Below are 23,027 nucleotides of genomic sequence, written 5' to 3'. Positions count from 1 at the left end.
AAAATTAGATTAACTATGTTACTTTTTCTACAATATTAAAAAGGGAGGGAATTTGATGAATATATGGGATCAACATTTTAGCACTACCGAATATGTTTATGGTGAACAACCAAATGCCTTTATCAAGGACTATGTAGATTTTATAAAGGGTTATGTAAATGTTGCTGCATATGCAGAAGGTGAAGGAAGAAATGCGGTTTTTTTAGCTTCCAAAGGACATTTAGTTACTGCCTTTGATTATGCTAGAAATGGGCTAGAGAAGACTCAACAGCTGGCAAAAAAACAGGGTGTTACTGTAGTTACACAGCTTGCTGATTTATTACATGATGAATTACCAGTAGAAAAGTTTGATGCTGCTATAATGGTGTTTGGACATTTTCCAATGAAGCAGCAGCACGCCGTTTTTGAGCGTATAGTAAATTCAGTCAAGCCAGGTGGTCGAATCATGATGGAGCTATATTCGATATATCAGCTTCCATATGCATCAGGTGGCCCAAAGCAGCTAGATAATTTATACGATCCTCTTCATGTCCTAACTTGGTGTCAGCCTTATAAAATTATCCATTTTTCCACAGGTGAACAAATAAGAAATGAAGGTACTTTACACACTGGTCTTGCCCATACGGTTCAATTTATTATTGAAAAAGAGTCTTAAAATATCAGATTTTTACCCTTTACAATTATTTGTAAAGGGTTTGCTCGTTTTACATAAACAAATACACAAAAAGTGGGCAAAGAAATGCACCAATAATTGCCGTTAACCCCATTGATAATGAACCAACTGATAATTCTCGTTCTCCATACTCTCTTAATTTAACTAGTCCAACGCCATGTGATGCACTACCTACTGCAACCCCTCTGCTAACCGCAGAATCAATTTTTCCAAATTTAATAACTAACGGTCCAATTATTGCGCCTACAAACCCTGCTAGCATAACAAATACAGCTGTTAACGGGGGAATCCCTCCAATTGTTTCGCTCACCTGCATACCAACCGGTGTTGTTAAAGACTTAGGTAAAGCTGTTAGCATCCAGTTATCACTTACTCTAATCCATTTTAGCATGACAAAAATCGTCACTAAGCCAGTAATCATGCCTATAAAGATACCTGATAAAATAGAGTATTTATACTTCATAATAATGGCACGTTGATTATAAAGAGGATAGGCGAGTGCTACAACTGCTGGGCCAAGCATTTTTTGAAGCCATTCTCCTCCCTGCATATAGGTCGAATAAGGAATCTGAAATACTACTAAAATAACAGCACTGACGATAGTTGTTGTTACTAGTGGAATCATGATAGGATGCGGAAATCGCTGATAAAGCTTTGTAAATAGCATAAACAATACAATGGTGCCAATCACAACAATTATATCAATCAACAGTTAATTTCCCCTCTCCTTCTTCAAGAACAGCTTCAGTTTCTTTCTTGGCTAACTCTTTCTTCTCAATCATTTGAGTAAGCAATCCAGTAATATAAATAGAAATTAATGTACTAGCTATAACAGCCAAAATAATTAGCAGTCCCGTTGTTGATAAAAGCTCTGGATAGTCAATTACCCCTACTGTTGCAGGAATGAAAAATAAGGTTAAAACCCCAATTAAAAAACCCGCTCCATCTTGAATATATTCTACTTTAATTATTTTAAATTGAAGTGATAGTGCTAATAAAAGTAGACCAATGACGCTTCCTGGAAGAGGTACATGTAATAAAGTTACAATGCCCACGCCCATGTAGTAATAAATATTGAGTATCCCAATTTGGACAATAATCCTTACAACCTTCAAGAACAATGCAGCAAAATTTTCGTTCAACATTTCGCCACTTTTCACCCCCTATAACGATTATTCTACATCTGTAGGAATTTTCTGTCTATTATAATTTTAGAAAAACAATAGAAAAAGAAGATAGCTCTTACACAATTTAAGCCATCTTCTCTTTATACAATAATTAAACACGTCTTTATTTGGACATCGATACATATTTCTTTTCTCAAAAAATTTTAAGGTGCTCAATTTTTCAAAATCCTATAATGCATGTCCAGACCCACCATCAATATTCACTGAAGTACCTGTTACATAACTTGCTGCATCTGATACTAAAAAAGTAATGACATTTGCTGCTTCTTCTGTATCCCCTACACGACCAAGGGGAATTGTTTGACCGACTTTGCGAGAATACGCTTCCCAAGCAAGCTCAGGTTCTTCCTTCTTCCATTTTTTTTCGATTTGGTCACTACGAATTAGCCCTATACATACAGAATTCACACGAATATTATCTTTTCCTAAGTCCTTACTCATCGCTTTTGTTAATGCAAGACCAGCTGCTCGACTTACAGTAGTAGGGAGGGAACTAGCAGGTGGCGTTTTAGCCATAACAGCCGTTACATTGACAATCGCTCCGCCTCCAGCCTTACGCATATAAGGAACAGCGAATTTTGAACAATGGACAGCACCAAATACCTTCAAATCTAAATCAGCCTGCCATAGCTCACTACTAACTGATTCAAATGGGTTTGCTGAGGCTGTACCTGCATTATTGATAAGTATATCCAAGCCTCCAAAATGCTCAACTGTGCGCTCAATTAAGTACTTACAATCTTTTTCTTTTGTAATATCTGTCGGTACGATTAAAACATCCTCACCTGTTTCATTTTTAATACAGCCAGCTGCCACTTGGAGCTGTTTTTCACCACGCGCACTCAGCACAACTTTTGCTCCCTCTTTGACAAGTTGCATTGCTGTATAATAGCCAATACCTTTACTTGAGCCTGTAATAATAGCTACTTTTCCCTTTAATCCTAGTTCCATTTTCATCACCCCAGTTTATTGTTCACTTCTATTGCTCTGTAGGCATTGATATCTAGCGATGAAATTCTATCTCTGCTAGATCTTGGTACAGTTGTCGAATTATACTTTTCGAATATTCATTCGATATAGTAACTTTATCAAAATTAGAAGCAATATACAAAAAACGGCTATAAAGCTAATGCTTTATAACCGTTTCATATTATCTAATTATTTTTTTGTAACAATATGGATTGGGTTGCCAAGTAATACTTCAGCAGCTTCCATTGTAATTTCACCTAATGTTGGGTGAGCGTGAATTGTTAATGCGATATCTTCAGCAGTCATACCGCCTTCGATTGCTAAGCCCATTTCAGCGATCATATCAGATGCACCAGCACCAACGATTTGAGCACCGATTAATAAGCCGTCTTCTTTACGAGCAACAAGCTTCACGAAACCTTCTGTTTGGTTTAATGCAAGTGCACGACCATTTGCTGCGAATGGGAATTTCGCTGCAGTGTATTCAATGCCTTCAGCTTTCGCTTCATCTTCGTTATAACCAACTGTTGCCATTTCTGGATCTGTGAAGCATACAGCAGGAATAGCTAAATAATCAACGATTGATTTTTCACCAGCGATTGCTTCAGCAGCAACTTTACCTTCGTAAGATGCTTTATGAGCAAGCTGAGGACCAGCTACAATATCACCAATTGCATAGATATTTGGAATATTTGTACGACATTGTTTGTCAACATTGATTAGACCACGTTCACCGAATTCAACTCCGATTTCAGCAAGGCCCATTTCATCTGTATTTGGACGACGACCTACAGTAACTAATACGTAATCAGCTTCAACTTTTTTCTCTTCTCCGCCAACTTCATAAGTTACTACTACGCCGTTTTCAGTTTCTTCAACGCCTTTTGCAGATGCGTTAACTTCCATTTCAACGCCTTTCTTTTTAAGGCCTTTTTTCACGATTTGAGTCATTTGTTTTTCGAAGCCAGCTAAAATATCTTTTCCGCCTTCAATAATTGTTACTTGAGAGCCCAGGTTTGCGTAAGCTGAGCCTAGCTCTGTACCAATATAACCTCCACCGATAACAACTAATTTACCAGGAACTTCTTGTAAAGAAAGTGCACCTGTAGAATTTAGCACGCGATCAGAGAATTTGAATGTTGGAATTTCAACTGGACGAGAACCTGTTGCAATAATGACATTGTTAAATGTGTAAGTTTGAGCAGATTCACCATTGATGATACGCACTGAATGAGCGTCAACGAAATAAGCTTCACCTTGTACAATTTCAACTTTGTTTCCTTTAAGTAAGCCTTCAACACCGCCAGTTAATTTTTTAACAACGCTGTCTTTAAATGCTTGTGCTTTTGAGAAGTCTAATTTCACATCAGAAGCGATGATTCCCATGTCATCTGAATGTTTAGCTTGCTCAAAACGGTGACCTACTGAAATTAATGCTTTTGATGGGATACAGCCTACGTTTAAGCACACACCACCAAGTACATTTTTTTCAACGATTGTTACTTTTTGGCCAGTTTGAGCTGCACGAATTGCTGCTACATATCCTCCAGGACCTGAACCAATGACAAGAGTATCTGTTTCGATTGGGAAATCTCCTACTACCATTTTTGTTACGCCTCCATTAATAATAATTCTGGCTCACTTAACAAACGCTTTAAGTGATTTAAAGCATTTTGCGCAGTGGCTCCATCGATCATACGATGATCAAAGCTCAATGATAATGCTAACACAGGTGCGGCTACAATTTCACCATTTTTTATTACAGGTTTTTCTGAAATTCGACCAATACCTAGAATTGCTACTTCAGGATGATTAATAACTGGTGTGAACCATTGTCCTCCTGCAGAGCCAATATTCGTAATGGACATGGAAGCACCTTTCATTTCATGTGGCGCAAGCTTGCCTTCACGGGCTTTCGTCGCTAACTCATTGATTTCATTAGACACTGCAAATACAGATTTACGATCTGCATGCTTAATAACTGGTACTAGTAAGCCTTTTTCAGTATCTGCAGCAATACCGATATTATAGTAATGCTTTTGAATAATTTCTTGTGTTGCATCATCTAAGGAGCGGTTAAATTCTGGGAACTCGCGTAAAGTTGAAATAAGTGCTTTGACTACATATGGTAGATATGTTAATTTAACACCTTTTTCGGCAGCGATATCTTTGAATTTTTTTCGATGTGCTACAAGAGCTGTTACATCGACTTCATCCATTAGTGTAACATGAGGAGCTGTTTGTTTCGAGTGTACCATTGCTTTGGCAATCGCTTTTCGAATACCTGACATTTTCTCACGAGTCTCTGGGAATTCCCCTTCGAGAATTACTGGTGCGACTGAAGTAGTTTTATCTTGCTCAACTGCTGCTTCTGCTGTTTCTACAGTTGATGCTTCAGCTTCAATAGTACCGCCACCTTTTAAGAAGTTTTCAATATCTTCTTTTAAGATTCGACCGTTTTTGCCTGTTCCCTTTACTTCACGGATGTTTACATCGTTATCTCGTGCAAATTTACGTACAGAAGGCATCGCAATTACACGTTTAGTATCATCGACAACTGTCTCCACTTTTTCTGGTGCTGCCTCATCTTTTACTGGAGCCTTCTCCTCATTAACAGGAGCTTTCTCTACGTTCTGACCAGATTCAGCAGTTGCTTGAACTTGTGCTTCTGTTTTCGCCTCAGCATGATCGTCACCTTTTAACTTTAAGTCTTCATAGCCGGGTGCATCAAATCGGATTAAGACATCGCCCACAACAGCAACTGTTCCTTCTCCTACTAAAACTTCCTCTACTGTTCCTTCAACTGGTGAAGGGATTTCAACTACCGCTTTATCATTTTGCACTTCGCAAAGAATATCGTCTTCTTTTACTGTATCGCCAGCCTTGACGAACCATTTCACAATTTCGCCTTCGTGAATACCCTCACCGATATCTGGTAATCTAAATTCAAATGCCATGTGTACCCATCCTTTCTAGTTCATTAGAATGTTAAAACTTTTTTCGCTGTTTCCATTACATCTTTATAGTTCGGTAACCAAACACCTTCAGCTTGTGGGAATGGGTACACAGTATCTGGTGCAGCCACACGAAGTACAGGAGCTTCTAAGCTTAAAATTGCACGTTCTGTGATTTCTGCTACTACATTTGCAGCGATACCTGCTTGTTTTTGCGCTTCTTGTACAACGATTGCACGACCTGTTTTTTCAACAGATGCAATAATTGTTTCTATATCAATTGGTTGAATCGTACGTAAGTCTATAACCTCTACAGAGTGACCTTCTTTTTCAAGCTCTTCTGCAGCCTTCAAGCTTTCGTGTACCATTAAACCATAAGCAACAATCGTTAAATCCTTACCTTCACGTTTTACATCCGCTTTGCCAAGTGGAATTTCATATGCTTCCTCAGGCACCTCTTCGCGGAATGAACGATATAGTTTTAAATGCTCTAAGAAAATGACTGGGTTATCATTTCGAATAGATGAAATCAGTAAGCCTTTCGCATCGTATGGAGTAGATGGTACAACAACAGTTAACCCTGGTTGCGCTGTCATTAAACTCTCTAAACTATCTGAGTGCATTTCTGGTGTATGTACTCCACCACCAAATGGAGAACGAATTGTTACTGGTGCATTATAGACACCACCGCTACGATAGCTCATACGTGCTAACTGACCACTAATTGAATCCATTACTTCATAAACAAAGCCGAAGAACTGAATTTCAGGAACTGGACGGAATCCTTGAAGAGAAAGGCCAATAGCTAAGCCACCAATACCCGATTCTGCTAATGGTGTATCGAATACGCGGTCTACACCAAATTCTTTTTGTAGGCCTTCAGTTGCGCGGAATACCCCACCGTTGACACCTACATCTTCCCCGAATACAAGAACGTTATCATCATTCTTTAATTCTGTGCGAAGTGCATCTGTAATTGCTTGAATCATTGTCATTTGTGCCATAGGTTATTTCGACTCCTTCTCTTTGTAGATTTCATACTGTTCTTTTAAATTAGATGGCATTTCGCCTTTATACATGTTTTCCATTAACTCTGTTACTTTTTGTTTTGGAGCAGCATCTGCTTTTTTGATTGCTTCTTTAATTTCTTCTTTTGCTCGTTCGATTACTGCCTCTTCTTTCTTCTCATTCCATAAACCTTTTGCCTCTAAATATTTACGGAAACGAACTAGAGGATCTTTTTGAGCCCATTCATTATCTGTATCAGATGTACGGTAACGTGTTGGGTCATCCCCAGCCATTGTATGAGGACCATAGCGGTAACACATTGTTTCAATTAATGTTGGGCCTTCCCCATTAACCGCACGCTCACGAGCATCACGAGTTGCTACATAAACTGCAAGCGCATCCATTCCATCTACTAAAATACTTGGCAAACCTGCTGCTACACCCTTTTGCGCAATTGTTTTAGCAGCTGTTTGTAATTCACGTGGTGTAGAAATTGCATACTGGTTATTTTGAACGATGAAGATTGCTGGTGATTTAAATGCACCTGCAAAGTTAATGCCTTCATAGAAATCCCCTTGTGATGAACCACCATCACCTGTATATGTTACAGCAACAGCTTTTTTACCACGCTTTTGAATACCAAGCGCAACTCCTGCTGCTTGAATATATTGAGCACCAATAATGATTTGAGGAGGTAATACATTAACGCCCTCAGGGATTTGGTTGCCAACGAAGTGACCACGTGAGAATAAAAATGCTTTATCTAATGGTAAGCCGTGCCATACGATTTGTGGAACATCACGATACCCTGGTAAAATCCAGTCTTCTTGCTCTAATGCAAAGTGTGAGGCAAGTTGTGAAGCTTCTTGTCCTGCCGTAGGAGCATAGAAACCTAAACGACCTTGACGGTTCAGTGAGATTGAGCGTTGGTCTAAAATACGTGTATAAACCATACGTGTCATTAGCTCAACTAATTCATCATCTGATAATTTTGGGTCTGCCTCTTCATTTATAATTTCGCCTTCTGTATTCAAAATTTGAAACATTTCAAACTTATCTTCGATTTCAGTTAGCGTTTGTTTTGCATCAAAAATATTATTGTTTTTCTTGCTCATTTGTCACATCTCCCTTTCAACTGTATTAAAATAAATCACTATTTAACTAGTACAACTTGTTCTTAGGACTCAGTATACTGAATAAAATACTGTCGGTCAATCATATATTATGCGTCCAAACAAAGATTTTTTCTAAAATAACAATTCAATAAAGCTGTCTTATACTGTACCACCTATTAACACCATCTGTATTACAACAACTCATATAACATGCATAAACATTAGGTTTTCTTCCATGCATACCAATAGTAGAATGCCCAGTTATAGATAATCTAATAGCTATAGAAAAATTTTTTAAGTATAGTCAAATAAGATCTTTTTTCATGTGATTGTTATTATGTGTGATGTATACTTATATATAAGGCACACAAAGATTGAAAGGAAGATTCACATATGATTTTAATGGATGATATTATACGCGAAGGTCATCCGACTTTACGCACGAAAGCTGAGGAAGTTAAATTTCCGTTAACCGAAGAAGTGAAACAGCTTGCAGCAGATATGCTTCAATATCTCATCAACAGTCAAGATCCTGAAATGGCAGATAAATATGATTTACGTAGCGGCATTGGATTAGCTGCCAATCAAGTCAATAGTCTACATCGAATGTTCGCCTTACATTTGCAAGATGATGATGGTGAGCAACTAAGCTTTGTAGCAATTAACCCTAAAATTGTTAGTCACTCTGTAGAAAATACGTATCTTACTGCTGGCGAAGGCTGTCTTTCTGTAGATCGCAACGTCCCTGGCTATGTTCCTCGTCATGCTCGCATTACAGTAAAATTTAAAACAATCGACGGAGAAGAGAAAAAAATGCGTCTTAAAGGCTTACCTGCTATCGCATTCCAGCATGAATTAGATCATCTGAACGGTATAATGTTTTACGACCGAATTAATGAAAAAAATCCATTTGAGGAAATTCCCGATTCAATTCCTTTTGAGCGTGACTAAAAATCCATCAAGCAAACAAGCCTCTGCAGTTATTTCCTTTCTGCCGAGGTTATTTTTTTGTAACCCATTCATTAATCATATTTTACTCTTCATTTTATTGTGTCCATCTACCATTTCCCTTTCTAAGCCATAAAAAAACCTTCTAATTGTTTATCCACAACTAAAAGGCTCTTTCCAGAGGTTTACACCACTGATTCTAGTTTTAAACCATTATTAATAGTTTCAATTAACGCAGGTAGCTCTTTCATAGTTTCAATTGTATAATGAGCACCTATCTCCTCAAAAATACGCTTCGCTTTCTGAATTTCGATTTGTTGTTCCTCCACAGATAATGAGTTGAATTCCTCTTCAGAAAGACCCATCTCAGAACTTCCAATAATAACACCAACAGCCCAGACGCCCGCATTCAATGCTTCCTTTATATCTGACGTTGTATCACCAATCTTCACAACCTGCTTCGTCGATTTTGACCCTAACGCCTCCATATTTTTGAAAATCATATATGGATAAGGACGTCCTTTATCTCCAACTTGGGTAGGAGTTACTAGAAAATCAGGCTGATACCCCTTCATCGCTGCATGCTGTGTGACTACTTCCATCATTGAATCTGTATAGCCTGTTGTAGAGCCAATTCGAATACCCGTTTCTCTTAATTGTTGTACTGTTTCCTTCACATACTGAATAGGATTTGTAAAGGCCGCTAAAGATTCCCATAGCTTCGACTCAAATTCTTTGTATAGTGTTTGTACATCCTCTTCTGTAAAGGATTGACCATGAACTCGTTTCCATTCTTCTTGAATTCTTGGCATTTCTAGCATTGTACGAATATGATCGATTTTCAGCATGCCCATTGGTTTACGAGCCTCTTCAAGCGTTACTGTTACACCAGCATCCTCAAAAATGGTCAAAAAGACATTTACAGGGGCAAAGCAACCAAAATCAACTGCTGTTCCAGCCCAATCAAAAATAACTGTTTCAATTTTCATTGTTTTTCACCACCATATAATTTTCAATGACTTCACATAACGCAAGCATATCTTCTTCATGTATATCACCAATATTACCTATACGGAATGTATCCACATCTGTCAGCTTGCCTGGATAGATAACAAAGCCCGCTTTTTTCATTTCATGATAAAAATGCTCAAAAGAGAACTCTTTATGTGGGAACAAAAATGTTGTAATAATTGGCGATTGTAGTTCTTCCGTAATATACGCTTTAAATCCAAGTGCTGACAAACGAGAGCGCAGTAGTTGATTATTCTCTGCATAACGTTCATAGCGGGCACTGATTCCGCCTTCTTCCATAAGCTCCTCTAATGCCTTCGCAAAAGCAGCTACTACATGAGTAGGTGAGGTGAATCTCCACTTACCGTCTTTTTTCATGACTTCCCATTGATTGTATAAATCTAATGCCACACTACGAGCCTGTCCATTACATTTTTCTAATACCTCTGTTTTAGCAATAACAAATCCAAACCCTGGGACACCTTGAATACATTTATTGGCACTACTAATGCAAAAATCAATATACAAGCCTGATAAATCCATCGGTACACCACCAAAACTGCTCATAGCATCCACGATGAACATTTTATTGAACGAATGAACAACTTCTCCAATTTTTTTAATTGGATTTAACATACCAGTGGTCGTTTCACAATGAACGACAGCTACATGTGTAATACTCGGGTCTTTTTCAAGTAAAGCTTGTACTTCTAATGAAGAGGGCTGTTCATCATAGGGAACACTATAAACAACATGCTGCAGCTTTAACACTTCGGCCATTTCAACAATTCTTTCTCCATAAGCACCATTTGTTAGTATTAGCACTTTATCCTCTTCACCTATAGCCGTTGTTAGAACAGACTCTACTACAAAACTTCCACTCCCTTGCATAAGCACTGCCGTGTACTCAGATTCATCAACTTGTGCTAAATCCAAGAGCTGCTTACGAATGACTTGTGTAACATTTTTATAGTCATCATCCCATGTACAGCGATCTTTTAACATTTCCCGTTTAACCGTTTCAGTTGTCGTTAATGGTCCTGGTGTCAATAATTTATAGCTACTCATTTTCTATAACTCCTTATTGTTGGGCTTCTTTAAAGAATGCTTGGTGTTTTTCTAACAAATCTACCGTTAAAGTTGTATCCCATTTTTTAAGGTGAGCTGGCACATGCTCAGTCTTTACTTGCTCTCCTTCATAAAGCGCTACAGGATATTGCTCTAATAGACCACCGCGTGCCTCTGTTACAATTACTTTCGCTATTTCTTTGGCTAGCGCTTCATCTCCCTCTTTATCCACAACAGCCACAGACTCTGTAAGTGTGAAGTTTCCTTCTGTTGGATCAATATAATCGATTGGCAATCCTTCATTTTTAGCATCAATAGCTTGAATTCGTAAGCCAAAGCCAGCTGCTACTTCACCTGTTTTCACCTTTTTAATAGGACCTGAGCCTGAGCTCTCAATATGAGGTCCAGCATTTTTAATTAAATCTGCTAAAACTTTTTTCCCTTCCTGCTCTCCATATTCTTTGATAATGGCCTGTACTAAAAGCCAGCCAGTTGATGAATCCATTATATTTGGAAATGACACTAAATCCTTATAGGCAGGATCTGTAAAATCCTTAATCGTTTTTGGTACAGATAGCCCTTTCTGTTGTAAAACATCCGTATTGATAAAGATCGAGCCGACATTTCCTAAAATCGGCAATGCATACGTAACACCACCATCAAGAGGCTTAAGGTCTGAAGAGATATCCACAAACATCGATTTGGAGGTTTGCGCACTTTCTATAAAATAAGAAGCCATTGTTACGACATCTGCTTCTATTTCTTTCCCTTCAGCCATCATTTTTCCACCTAGCTCAGAAGTACCGAAAGATTGTATTAAATACTTTCCTTTATAGCCTTTGTCATCTAATGTTGATTCCATTACCTCTATTGCTTCATCATCAGCATTTGAATAAATAATCACTTGGTCTTTGGAATCTGCTTCTGCCCCTCCACATGCAGCTAAAACCATCGCCGCTGCACTAACTGTCCCTAGCATCATACTTGTTGACTTTTTCATTTTGACATCTCCTTCACTTTTTCTTTATGTGTTGTTATATAGTCACAACCTAATTTCACAATGAGGTTCGTACATAAAATAAATATAGAAAGTACAAAAATATCGGTATATTTAGCGAAATGCTGGAGCTCTTTTATTCTTGTAGATACAAGCATTGTCTTTGTGCTAACAAGGAAAATAACGCCACTGACTGTGACCATCGCATTTAAAAAATAGTAGCTAAACATTTGATAAATAGTTGGTCTAATATTCGGCAATATAATCCGTATAACGGTTTTTAACCATGAATCCCTTAATAGCTCCGCAGTCACTTCCCATGTAGGGTCCATCTTTTGCAATGAATTTTTTGCCATTAAATAAGGTGTTGTAAAGAAATGCACAATGTTACAGGCAATAATGATGAGGAATGTCCCTTTTAAAGAACTTCCATTAAAGAAAAACAGGTATGATAGACCAAGCACCATTCCTGGCACTGTGTTCGTAATCATGGAAGCAAGATCTAAGCTTTTTCTTCCTTTCAATGGTGTCCTTGCATTGAGAAGCGCGGACAGAAAAGTGATAGCTACACCTAAAACGGCTGTTAATACTGCCACGATAAGTGAATTGGCATATACCTTGGTTAAATCTTGCTCCGACAGTACATTTTGAACATGCTCTAATGTAAAGCTAAAGTTATATGGATAGCCTTTTGTAAAAGGAACAATAAACATTGTTGAAAAAATAATAAACACCACTACTACACAGACAATTGAATAAGCAGTAAACAACCCGTCACGTAGACGGTGCTTTACAAGTTCACTTTGTCCAGCCTGTTTATATTGAAAATTAAAGCGTTCTAAAATCGTTAACATAACTACTCCAATTACAGCTGGTACCAGCATTAACACGGAGATAACTGCTCCACGCTCAAAATGCACGATAGAACCTAACATAGCCTGATAGAGTTCGGTGGCAATCACCCTGTAATTTCCGCCAACTGATGCAGGTATCCCAAAATCCGTAAAGCTTAAAATAAACGTTAAAATAAATGCCCCACCAATTGTCCCTAGCATCGGACGGAAAACTGTATGATAAAAACGCCGCAATGGACGATCATGCATTAACATGGAGACTAGTAAAAATCGTTTATCTATATATTGCATAGAATTTTGCATTAAAATAAAAGCGACTGGCAATGTATATAATACGTAACCTATAACTAAGCCGTTATACCCATAAACAGTAAATAGTGGCTGTCCAATTAATTTTGTAAGAATTCCTTGATTTCCAAATGTATAAATCAACACAAAGCCATAGGTGATGGTTGGTAACAGCATGGGCAACGTGATTCCTATATGTACTAGCTTTTTCGTATGGCGATGCATCGTTGTAAAATGAATCGCATAGACCAATAAAAAAGCTAAAATGGTCGTGAATACCGATGCAGCAAAGGAAACCTTAAAACTATTGAAGAAAGATCTACGGATTTCTATATTTTTCAATGCATCTAAATAGTTTTGAATGGTAATAATATTTCCAATTTTAATAGACTGCCAAAACATATAAAGTAATGGCACTATTAAAAAGAATAGAAAAAATAATAGAATTGGCAGAAAAATTATTTTCATCATTTTATTCGTTTTAAGCATACGTTTCTCCAAATAATTGATAGATGTTGTGTCGCTTAATATGAAGCTGTCTTAAGATAAAGTCCTCAACAAATTGATTTTTGGGAGCTGATACGATTTCCTGTGGTGTACCAAATTGAGCAACTGTTCCTTCATTAATAATTAAAACTTTATCTGATAGAGTTAGTGCCTCCTCTGGATCATGTGTCACAATAATAGTCGTCAAATTAAATTCACGAGCAATCAATTTAATGCGCTCCTTTATAGATTCCTTAATGACACCATCTAGAGCACTTAATGGCTCATCTAACAGAAGAATTTTTGGCTGCATAACAAGTGTTCTTGCAATGGAGACACGTTGTTTTTGACCACCTGATAATTCGTGAATCTTTTTGTGTAAATGCGGTGTCAACTCTAGAAAATCAATATATTCCTGAACCTCTTCCTTGGACATTTGCACGCTTTTATTTTTCAATCCATAGACAATATTGTCGTATGCATTTAAATGAGGAAATAATGCAAAATCCTGAAACACAATATTAAACCCTCTTTCTTGCATGGTGTTCTTCGATATATCTTGTCCATTGTAGATAAGTTGACCAGCCGTTTGCTCTGTGAGTCCTAAAATAATATTGAGCAAAGTAGTTTTACCGCAACCACTTGGACCTAATAACGAAATAATTTCGCCTGATTCAATGGTTATATTTATATCTACTAAAACTTTCTTATCTTTATAGCTTTTTGAGATATTTTTTAGTACTAACAAATTGGTCACCTCTCTCAGTTCTTAGCCTTAGTATAGTGACAATTTGTAAAGGAAAATGCGTTTTTGTGTAAATGTTGAGTAAATTCTGACCAACTGTTGACAAAGTTATGATTATTTTGAGTAAATATAATGTAGAGGTGATGTGATGTTTATGATAGAAAGGCAACAACATATTTTGCAGTTTATACGGGAACATAAAGTTGTGAAATTAGTAACACTCACAAAAGAGTTTAACGTTTCGATGGAAACAATTCGTCGCGATATCCAACAGCTTGTGCTGGAGAAGAAAATTGAGAAGTTTTATGGAGGTGTAAAATATGTTGAGCCAGTTGAGGGAATAATCGATCAACGACTTCATGAACAGCTACCAGAAAAAATAGCTATCGCAAAAGCCTGTGCATCCTACGTACAGGATGGGGATTGTATTTTTATAGATAGTGGAACAACTACATATCAAATGATTCCATTCCTAGTAGAAAAAGAAAAACTAACAGTCATTACAAATTCACTACCTGTAGCCTTTGAGCTGATTGGCTCTAAAGTAGAAGTAATTATTATTGGCGGGAAAATTCGACACTCTGAGAAATCTGTTACATCTAACGACTTCCTTTTCCGCTTTGATCATCTTAATATTAATAAAGCCTTTATTTGTGCAAGTGGCGTTTCTATCGAAAAAGGTATTTCTGATTTTAATTTAGAGGAGGCCATCACGAGAAAACAAATTATTTCCATATCTCAAACTGTTTTTCTGGCAACTGACTCAACAAAATTTAATAAGGACGTTGCCATTCAAGTCTGCCCACTGCAAGAAATAGATACGATTATTACCGATAGTGCATTGTCTAAAAAAACTATCATGCATTTTACAAAAGAGGGTGTACAGATAAAACTCGTTCAAACAGATAAATAAAACAAAGCAAAGCAGCTAGCTGAGACTACTTCCACCAACTAGTTGCTTTTTAATTCTTCATTAAATAATAGCTAGCTTACGCATTATTTTTGCCAAGCCATCATGATCCACATGATCAGCTATATGTGTAGCAATCGCCTTTACCTTTTCATGTCCATTTCCCATCGCCACACTTGTCCCCACAGCCTGAAGCATTTCTATATCGTTAATACCATCCCCAAAAGCTACAGCATCCTCAAATGTAATCCCCATTCTCTCAAGTACTTTTTCAATACCAGCAGCCTTAGAGCCACCCTTTGGTAAAATATCACACGAATAACGATGCCATCGGACAAATTGTACATTCGGGAATGTCTCACAATATAAAGATTCATCTTTTTCTTCCATAAATATTAGTGTTTGATAAACAGCATTCTGCATATAATAAGTTGAGTCTAATGCTGGATATGGATATTTTAAAGTATTTAAAGACTCCGCTACCATATGATTATTTCCAACTGACGCTATCATGCGTTTTTCATCTAAAAAAACTACTGGCTCATTTCGTGCCTCACCAAAGGCAATAATTTTAGCAAGCTCATCTTTTTCAATACCATTTGTATAGACAACCTCACCTTTGTAAACAACATATTGTCCATTAAAGGTAACGTATGTATCAATAGCCAATTCCTCTAACAAAGATTCAATCATGAACGGTGCACGACCTGTTGCAATAGCAATTTCATACCCCTGGCGACGTGCTTCAAACAGCGCTTCTTTAGCGGATGCAGGTAATATTTTTTTACTATTATAGAGGGTTCCATCTACGTCAAAAAACAAAATTTTTTTCATTTTTTAATTCCTTTCTATAAATGCATAATTGATTCAAGGTTCATTACTTTACATAGACACAATTTTTTATTATAATGATCCTAAGGAGTGATGTGCCATGCTGAAGAAACTCAAACGGAAATTATTGAAGCAACTTCGCGGCATACTCGGAAAAAAATCAATTGCCTAACATTTGCCCTTCATTATTTGAAGGGCTTTTCTTTATTTTAGAGTAACTGCATGATAATATAAAGGAAATGCATTTATTTGGCTATGTGCAACCACTGTCTCATTGCTTTTTATCAATAACGCCTTGGTATATTTGTTGCTGTTTCTTTAGCATATTGCTTTCATAGCAAGAAACGAAACATTCAAATTTTGAATTATAGGCACAATTGATCAAAATTCGTGATATCTACCAGAGGCTTTAGCTTTTATCAGCTACAACTACCTTGCTGATTGAAGCAATTTGTGCTCATTTGAAGCACTGAGATACAAGAACTTCAAACGCCTTATTTCTGGTTATAAATAATAGAAATTCGTTGTTTTTTCTTGTAGTACGTGTGTGGTATTAGTCAAAGGTGCAATAAAATTGTACGCAATAAAAGGAGAGCAAACTATGATTTACAAAGTTTATTATCAAGAAAATGCAAATGAAATTCCAGTTCGCGAAAACACTAAAAGTCTATACCTTGAAGCTACTTCAGAACGTGAAGTACGTCAAAAGTTAAAAGACCGAGACTACAATATCGAGTTCATCCAACTGCTTGAAGGTAATTATTTAGCCTATGAACAAGCAAGTCCGAACTTTGTCTTGGAGGAAATTTAACAAACATGAAGTTTGTTAAAAATGACCAAGCAGCTGTTTTCGCACTTGGCGGACTGGGCGAAATCGGCAAAAACACTTACGGCGTTCAATTTCAAGATGAAATCATTTTGATTGATGCTGGCATAAAATTCCCAGAAGACGACTTACTCGGCATTGACTATGTTATTCCAGACTATACGTATTTAGTACGTAACGTCGACAAAATTAAAGGCTTATTTATTACACATGGCCACGAAGACCATATTGGTGGCATTCCCTATTTATTACGCCAAGTAAATATCCCTGTTTATGGCGGTAAGCTTGCACTTGGCCTATTACGTAATAAATTAGAAGAACATGGCTTGCTACGTACTACAAAGCTAATTGAAATTAAAGAAGAAGATGTGGTTAAATTTAGAAAAACCTCTGTTAGCTTCTTTAGAACAACACATAGTATTCCTGATGCCTATGGTATTGTCGTAAAAACTCCACCTGGAAACATTGTGCATACTGGTGACTTTAAATTTGATTTTACACCTGTAGGAGAACCAGCTAATCTAACAAAAATGGCAGAAATCGGTCGTGATGGTGTACTTTGCTTACTTTCAGATAGTACAAATGCTGAAAAACCGAATTTCACAATGTCTGAACGTACAGTTGGAAAAAGTATTGATGAAATATTCCGTAAGGTGGATAGTCGTATTATTTTTGCAACATTTGCATCAAATATACATCGTTTACAACAGGCTACAGATGCAGCGATAAAATACGGACGAAAAATAGCCGTTTTTGGACGTTCAATGGATAATGCTATTACAATTGGGCGTGAGCTCGGTTATATAAATGCACCAAAGGATACTTTTATTGATGCCCAAAGCATTAATCGCCTTCCTGCTAATGAAGTCATGATTTTATGTACAGGCTCTCAGGGTGAACCAATGGCAGCTCTATCACGGATTGCCAATGGTACACATCGTCAAATTCAAATTCAACCTGGTGACACAGTTGTCTTCTCTTCTTCACCAGTACCTGGAAATACAGTAAGTGTCAACAAAATTATTAATTTACTGTTCCGTGCAGGTGCAGAGGTTATTCATGGTGCACTAAATAACATCCATACCTCTGGACACGGTTCTCAGGAAGAACAAAAACTGATGCTCCGCTTGATGAAGCCTAAATTCTTTATGCCTATCCACGGTGAATTCCGTATGTTAAAAATGCATACACATCTTGCAGAAGATTGTGATGTTCCACTTGAAAATACGTTCGTTATGGAAAATGGTGATGTCCTTGCATTAAGCGCCAATGAAGCTCATATAGCAGGACGTATCCCTTCTGGCGATGTATACATTGACGGCAATGGTATTGGAGATATCGGCAATATCGTGCTACGTGATCGACGCATTCTTTCAGAGGAAGGCTTGGTCATTGTTGTTGTCAGTGTTGATATGGAAAATCAAAAAATTGTTTCTGGTCCAGATATTATTTCAAGAGGATTTGTTTATATGCGTGAGTCAGGAACGATGATTAACGAAGCTCAAAAAATGCTAAATCGTCATCTAAACGACACAATTCAAAGCAAAACACCTCAATGGACTGAGCTTAAAAATGAAATTACAGACGTCTTAGGGCCTTACCTATTTGAAAAGACAAAACGTCGACCAATGATTTTACCTATTATTATGGAGGTTTAAACCTCTTAAAGAAGCTATGTAAATTTTACGTAGCTTCTTTTTTTAATTTTTTGAAACCTCTTCTTTCGTTTTACGTATATAGTAGTAAAGCATGATAAAGGAGCATCTTTATGTTAGTTAAAATCCTTCATTCTTAAATAGTATTCTTCATCTAGTAGCAACTAAAAATACTAAATATTCAAGCAATACCTCGACTTCAATAACAGGGGAAATACCAATAAGAATTAAATTTGCTGGTAGCATAAAGAACACTTTCATAGTCCACCAGAGGCACTGCAATCCATTCCGTTAGAAATAAAGGTGCAAAATAAAAAAATAGAATTGTTCACAATAAAAGTGAACAATTCTCTCCTTACACTTTAAAATATTTGGCTATTACATAGGCAACCCAATTATACGCTGGTTCAACACGTATATTTTCAACCAAACCTTTTAGTATCGGCATACTATAAGTTGGGTTTTCTACTTGATCTTTTAAAAGCACCATCGATTCCCGTTCAATGGATTCTTCCATATTACTTATATGTTGCTCCATCAGCTGTAATAGGGTTTCCTTTGAAATTTCCTGTTCACAAGGCTTGGATACAAATTGAACAAGGTCTTCTGTTATAAAGGGAATCGTCGTGAAACGTGCAATAATATCCGTCTTTTCAGCTAGAGATTTAGCTAATTGATCTAAATCAAGGGGCATATTAGAAAAAATAAAGAGTTCTGCATAACTCTTCATAAATCCTTTTATGCAATACATAACATCGTATTTTGTCTCTTGAAGTTTATCCTCATAGAGCTGCTCCAGCATATAGATAATCGATTTAGACATTTCTGCTTCATAAGCCGTTATTTTATGAAAAAGTTCTTTTTTTGACAAAAAGATTTTCTCATTAAAAAAGACACGCGCAGAAGCTGAATGCGCTTTGAAGGCCTGGAAGATACTTTTGTAAAATTCAACCAATAAAGTATCTTTGTTATAAGAGCCTCTGACTACCTGGTCAATATCTATGAGAAATTGTTGTAAGTAATAGTCTACCATTGAAAAAACAAGCTCATCTTTTGTTTTGAAGGACAAATAAAATGCTCCTTTTGAAATACCACAGCGTTCCGTTATTTGCTGTACAGATGTAGCTTCAAAGCCTTGCTCAGAAAACAATTCTAATGCTTTCTCCATTATTAATTGCTTTTTTAACATATTTTTTTCTCTCTCCTAATGCATTTCGTTGACAAATGACCGATTAGTCATTAGTATAAATAATTGAATTTAGTTAGTCAATAAAGGGTAGGTGTGAAGGTGAAAGGTTTAGTTAATTTCGTATTGAAAAACAAATTGGCAGTATGGTTACTAACAATTATCATCACTGTCTCTGGTATTTATTCGGGAACACGAATGAAAATGGAATCCATTCCTGATATTTCGATTCCATACTTAATTGTGATGGGTGTCTATCCTGGCGCAACTCCTGAACAAGTCATGAATGAGCTTTCCATACCATTTGAAAAATCTGTAGAAAGCTTAGAAGATGTAAAAGCCGTTTATTCAACATCCTCATCCAACGTATCACAAGTTCAAGTTGAATACGACTATGGAATTGATATGGATGAGAAAAAACGACAATTAGAATCAGCTTTAGATGATGTAAAGCTACCTGAGGGTGCAGAAAAACCGACAATTATGGCCATTAGCATGAATATGATGCCTGTTGTTGCATTATCAGTTAGTAGCTCTAAGGAAGATATTGTTGATTTAACATCAACAGTAGAAGACATTCTCCTTCCTAAAATCGAAAAAATTGATGGTGTTGCATCTGCAACCATTACTGGTCAGCACATTAACCAAATCTCATTTAAATATGATGAGGAGAAAATGGCTGCGCTCGGTTTAACAGAAGATACCGTCAAACAAATGATTCAAGCTAGTGATATGTCACTTTCACTTGGTTTATATCAATTTACTGTTGGTGAACAAGCTGTTTCCGTTGATGGTAAAGTAAAATCTGTAGATGAATTAAAAGACTTATTAATTCCAGTCACACCTTCAGCTACAAACCCCTCTCCATTCGTTCGCTTAGGCGATATTGCAAAGATTGAGGTAGAGGGTAAAGTGCAATCTGTATCACGCACAAATGGCAAAGATGCGATTGCTATTCAAATTGTGAAGGGTCAGGATGCAAATACGGTGACAGTCGTAAATGCAGTAAAAGACCTAATTAAGGATGAAGAAAAATTAATTGATGGCTTAAAGGTTGATATTTCGTTAGACCAAGGTGCCCCAATTGAAGATTCAGTCTTTACAATGATTGAAAAAGCCGTTTTTGGTGGCGCAATTGCCGTTTTAATTATTTTACTGTTCTTACGAGATTTCAAATCTACGATTATTTCAATAATCTCTATTCCAGTTTCTATCTTTATGGCATTGCTATTATTAAATTGGATGGATATTACATTAAATATTATGACTCTTGGTGCGATAACCGTAGCGATTGGTCGGGTTATTGATGATTCCATTGTAGTAGTTGAAAATATTTATCGACGTATTCATTTAAAAGAAGAAAAAGTAACAGGTCGCGCTCTAATTCGTGAAGCGACTATCGAAATGTTCAAACCAATTCTTTCTTCAACCTTAGTAACTGTAGCAGTATTTGCTCCGCTTATTTTTGTAGGCGGTATGGTTGGCGAATTATTCATGCCGTTTGCATTAACAATGTCATTTGCCTTAGGGGCTTCATTATTAGTGGCAATTACCATTGTTCCAGCTTTATCGCACTTCCTGTTCCGTAAAAAACTGTATGGTAAGAAAAAAGAAAGTCAGCATAAGGAAGTTGGTAAACTAGCTACTTGGTATAAAGGTGTGCTTGAAAAAGCATTAAACCATAAAATCATTACTTCTGTAATCGCTATTTTACTGCTAGTTGGTTCTCTTGCCTTAACACCATTGATTGGCTTTAGTTTCATGGGCTCACAGGAAGAAAAGGTCATGTACCTAACTTACACACCTGGAACTGGCGAGCTAATGGATGAAACAGAAGCAAATGTTGCTAAAGTAGAAAAAGAATTAATGAAACGAAAAGATATTGATATTTTACAAGTCTCTATCAATGATCCGCAAAATGTTGATCCTTCTGCTATGATGATGGGCGGCGGTGCAGGCGGTGCATTAATGTACCTCATCTTTGATAAAGATATGGAGGACTTCCCTAAAGCTCGTGAAGAAGTAGAAGACTATGTATTTAACATCGGTCAATCTGGAGAATGGAAATCTCAAAACTTCTCTTCTATGTCGATGTCTTCAAACGAAGTTAGCTATACGTTATATAGTGAAGATTTAGATAAGCTTCGAGATGCAGTGAAACAAGTAGAAGGTGCATTAAAAGAAGTGGATGGTTTAGAGGACATTAAATCTGACAACGAAGATCCATATGTTGAGCATGTCCTAAAGGTAGAGCAGAAGAATGTTTTACAATACGGTTTAACGACGGCTCAAATCGTCATGGCATTGAGCAACAATACTTCTAAAGAAGTCTTAACATCCGTAAGATATGATGGTGAAGATATTGATGTAATTGTGCAACGTGACGCAAAAGTAGCTGCTCTATCTATCGATGATGTATTAGCTACTGAGGTTAAAACAGCCTTAGGTACAACTATGACTATCGGTGAACTAGTAGATGTAGAGAAAGGCACTACGCTTAACTCATTATCTCGCTCAAAAGGTGAATATTTCGCTACAGTTTCTGGTACGGTTATCGACGAAGATATCTCAAAGGCTACTTCAGCTGCAGATAAAAAAATCGATAAATTAGATTTACCAAAAGGTGTAACAACTGGTGTATCAGGTGTAGCTGCCGATATGCAAGAAACATTTACAAAGCTTGGTATTGCTATGTTAGCTGCCATCGCTATCGTTTACTTTATCTTAGTAGTAACATTTGGTGAAGGTTTAGCTCCATTTGCCATTCTGTTCTCACTTCCATTTGCAGTAATTGGCGCGTTTGTTGGCCTATTTGTAACAAATCAAACAATTTCTGTTTCGGTTATGATGGGCTTATTAATGCTCATAGGTATCGTTGTTACAAATGCCATCGTATTAGTAGACAGAATAATTCATATGGAACGTGACGGACTCGTTATGCGTGAGGCAATCTTAGAGGCTGGTGCAACTCGTTTAAGACCAATTCTAATGACTGCTATTGCAACAATTGGTGCGATGATTCCAATGGCACTTGGTACTGGTGGTAGTGGATTAATCTCAAAAGATTTAGCAATTACCGTTATCGGTGGTTTACTATCTTCCACATTATTAACATTAGTTGTAGTACCAATCGTATATGAAATGCTATCAAAAATGTTAAAGAAAAACCGAAAAGATATTGAGGAAAATTAATAAAGTGAAACTTCAATCAGTGGGGGTTTTCCTCATCCCCATTGATTGTTAGTTGAACCAATCGGGCTTTTACGGGCAGTTTATCTCCCACTTATATTTTTTGCTTCACTTAAATCTTTGTCTT

Annotated in this window: 20 protein-coding genes; 6 read left to right on the top strand and 14 right to left on the bottom strand. The window is 36.9% G+C overall.

What is annotated here, in order from left to right:
- Positions 1-52: 52 nt before the first annotated feature.
- A complete protein-coding gene (locus QNH24_RS04995) occupies positions 53-655 on the top strand; it encodes a class I SAM-dependent methyltransferase (RefSeq protein WP_283871019.1) in 603 nt (200 codons plus the stop codon).
- A gap of 49 nt (positions 656-704) precedes the next feature.
- On the opposite strand, the gene QNH24_RS04990 is transcribed toward QNH24_RS04995, so the two are convergent.
- The 7 genes from QNH24_RS04990 to pdhA form a co-directional block, all read right to left on the bottom strand.
- Positions 705-1,382 carry an LrgB family protein gene (locus tag QNH24_RS04990; protein ID WP_283871018.1) on the bottom strand — a complete coding sequence of 226 codons (678 nt, stop codon included), beginning with the start codon at positions 1,380-1,382 and terminating at the stop codon, positions 705-707.
- Entirely contained in the window at positions 1,375-1,818 is a 444-nt protein-coding gene (locus QNH24_RS04985; protein ID WP_283871017.1) for a CidA/LrgA family protein, read from the bottom strand. Before QNH24_RS04985 ends, QNH24_RS04990 begins: the two co-directional genes overlap by 8 nt.
- A 210-nt stretch (positions 1,819-2,028) precedes the next feature.
- Positions 2,029-2,811 carry an SDR family NAD(P)-dependent oxidoreductase gene (locus QNH24_RS04980; RefSeq protein WP_283871016.1) on the bottom strand — a complete coding sequence of 261 codons (783 nt, stop codon included), beginning with the start codon at positions 2,809-2,811 and terminating at the stop codon, positions 2,029-2,031.
- A gap of 207 nt (positions 2,812-3,018) precedes the next feature.
- A complete protein-coding gene (gene lpdA, locus QNH24_RS04975; RefSeq protein ID WP_283871015.1) occupies positions 3,019-4,434 on the bottom strand; it encodes a dihydrolipoyl dehydrogenase in 1,416 nt (471 codons plus the stop codon).
- 5 nt (positions 4,435-4,439) lie between these two features.
- The gene (locus QNH24_RS04970; protein WP_283871014.1) at positions 4,440-5,786 is read right to left on the bottom strand and encodes a dihydrolipoamide acetyltransferase family protein; all 1,347 of its coding nucleotides are present in this window, start codon (positions 5,784-5,786) and stop codon (positions 4,440-4,442) included.
- A gap of 23 nt (positions 5,787-5,809) precedes the next feature.
- Positions 5,810-6,787 carry an alpha-ketoacid dehydrogenase subunit beta gene (locus QNH24_RS04965; protein ID WP_283871013.1) on the bottom strand — a complete coding sequence of 326 codons (978 nt, stop codon included), beginning with the start codon at positions 6,785-6,787 and terminating at the stop codon, positions 5,810-5,812.
- A 3-nt stretch (positions 6,788-6,790) separates the two neighbouring features.
- Positions 6,791-7,906, bottom strand: a complete 1,116-nt coding sequence (gene pdhA, locus QNH24_RS04960) for a pyruvate dehydrogenase (acetyl-transferring) E1 component subunit alpha (RefSeq protein WP_283871012.1) — start codon at positions 7,904-7,906, stop codon at positions 6,791-6,793.
- A gap of 393 nt (positions 7,907-8,299) precedes the next feature.
- On the opposite strand from pdhA, the gene def reads away from it, so the two are divergent.
- On the top strand, positions 8,300-8,857 hold the full coding sequence (gene def / locus QNH24_RS04955; protein WP_283871011.1) for a peptide deformylase: 558 nt from the start codon (positions 8,300-8,302) through the stop codon (positions 8,855-8,857).
- A 182-nt stretch (positions 8,858-9,039) separates the two neighbouring features.
- Here the strand turns inward: def and phnX are convergent, their stop codons facing one another.
- The 5 genes from phnX to QNH24_RS04930 are packed head-to-tail and all read right to left on the bottom strand — an operon-like array spanning position 9,040 to position 14,306.
- Entirely contained in the window at positions 9,040-9,843 is an 804-nt protein-coding gene (gene phnX / locus QNH24_RS04950) for a phosphonoacetaldehyde hydrolase (protein WP_283871010.1), read from the bottom strand.
- Complete coding sequence (gene phnW, locus QNH24_RS04945; protein WP_283871009.1) at positions 9,833-10,933, bottom strand: 2-aminoethylphosphonate--pyruvate transaminase; 1,101 nt, start codon at positions 10,931-10,933, stop codon at positions 9,833-9,835. The genes phnX and phnW overlap by 11 nt, the downstream gene beginning before the upstream one ends.
- Positions 10,934-10,946: 13 nt before the next feature.
- Positions 10,947-11,933 carry an extracellular solute-binding protein gene (locus tag QNH24_RS04940; RefSeq protein WP_283871008.1) on the bottom strand — a complete coding sequence of 329 codons (987 nt, stop codon included), beginning with the start codon at positions 11,931-11,933 and terminating at the stop codon, positions 10,947-10,949.
- On the bottom strand, positions 11,930-13,561 hold the full coding sequence (locus QNH24_RS04935; protein WP_283871007.1) for an ABC transporter permease subunit: 1,632 nt from the start codon (positions 13,559-13,561) through the stop codon (positions 11,930-11,932). The genes QNH24_RS04940 and QNH24_RS04935 overlap by 4 nt, the downstream gene beginning before the upstream one ends.
- Positions 13,554-14,306 (bottom strand): ABC transporter ATP-binding protein, encoded by a 753-nt coding sequence (locus QNH24_RS04930; protein WP_283871006.1) that lies wholly within the window; start codon positions 14,304-14,306, stop codon positions 13,554-13,556. The genes QNH24_RS04935 and QNH24_RS04930 overlap by 8 nt, the downstream gene beginning before the upstream one ends.
- Positions 14,307-14,457: 151 nt before the next feature.
- On the opposite strand from QNH24_RS04930, the gene QNH24_RS04925 reads away from it, so the two are divergent.
- A complete protein-coding gene (locus QNH24_RS04925; protein WP_283871005.1) occupies positions 14,458-15,216 on the top strand; it encodes a DeoR/GlpR family DNA-binding transcription regulator in 759 nt (252 codons plus the stop codon).
- Positions 15,217-15,276: 60 nt separating this feature from the next.
- On the opposite strand, the gene QNH24_RS04920 is transcribed toward QNH24_RS04925, so the two are convergent.
- Positions 15,277-16,047: a Cof-type HAD-IIB family hydrolase gene (locus tag QNH24_RS04920; protein ID WP_283871004.1), complete on the bottom strand. Its 771-nt coding sequence runs from the start codon at positions 16,045-16,047 to the stop codon at positions 15,277-15,279.
- Positions 16,048-16,645: 598 nt separating this feature from the next.
- On the opposite strand from QNH24_RS04920, the gene QNH24_RS04915 reads away from it, so the two are divergent.
- Positions 16,646-16,855, top strand: coding sequence for a DNA-dependent RNA polymerase subunit epsilon (locus QNH24_RS04915; RefSeq protein WP_054770786.1), 210 nt, complete (start codon positions 16,646-16,648; stop codon positions 16,853-16,855).
- A 5-nt stretch (positions 16,856-16,860) separates the two neighbouring features.
- A complete protein-coding gene (gene rnjA / locus QNH24_RS04910) occupies positions 16,861-18,528 on the top strand; it encodes a ribonuclease J1 (RefSeq protein WP_283871003.1) in 1,668 nt (555 codons plus the stop codon).
- Positions 18,529-18,880: 352 nt separating this feature from the next.
- On the opposite strand, the gene QNH24_RS04905 is transcribed toward rnjA, so the two are convergent.
- Entirely contained in the window at positions 18,881-19,714 is an 834-nt protein-coding gene (locus QNH24_RS04905; protein WP_283871002.1) for a TetR/AcrR family transcriptional regulator, read from the bottom strand.
- Between the two features lie 99 nt (positions 19,715-19,813).
- On the opposite strand from QNH24_RS04905, the gene QNH24_RS04900 reads away from it, so the two are divergent.
- Positions 19,814-22,903, top strand: coding sequence for an efflux RND transporter permease subunit (locus QNH24_RS04900; RefSeq protein ID WP_283871001.1), 3,090 nt, complete (start codon positions 19,814-19,816; stop codon positions 22,901-22,903).
- Positions 22,904-23,027: the final 124 nt, after the last annotated feature.

The organism is Lysinibacillus pakistanensis (genome assembly GCF_030123245.1).
GTDB lineage: Bacteria > Bacillota > Bacilli > Bacillales_A > Planococcaceae > Lysinibacillus > Lysinibacillus pakistanensis.
The sequence above is the reverse complement of the archived record's forward strand: the minus strand, read 5'-3'. Positions and strand labels throughout refer to the sequence as shown.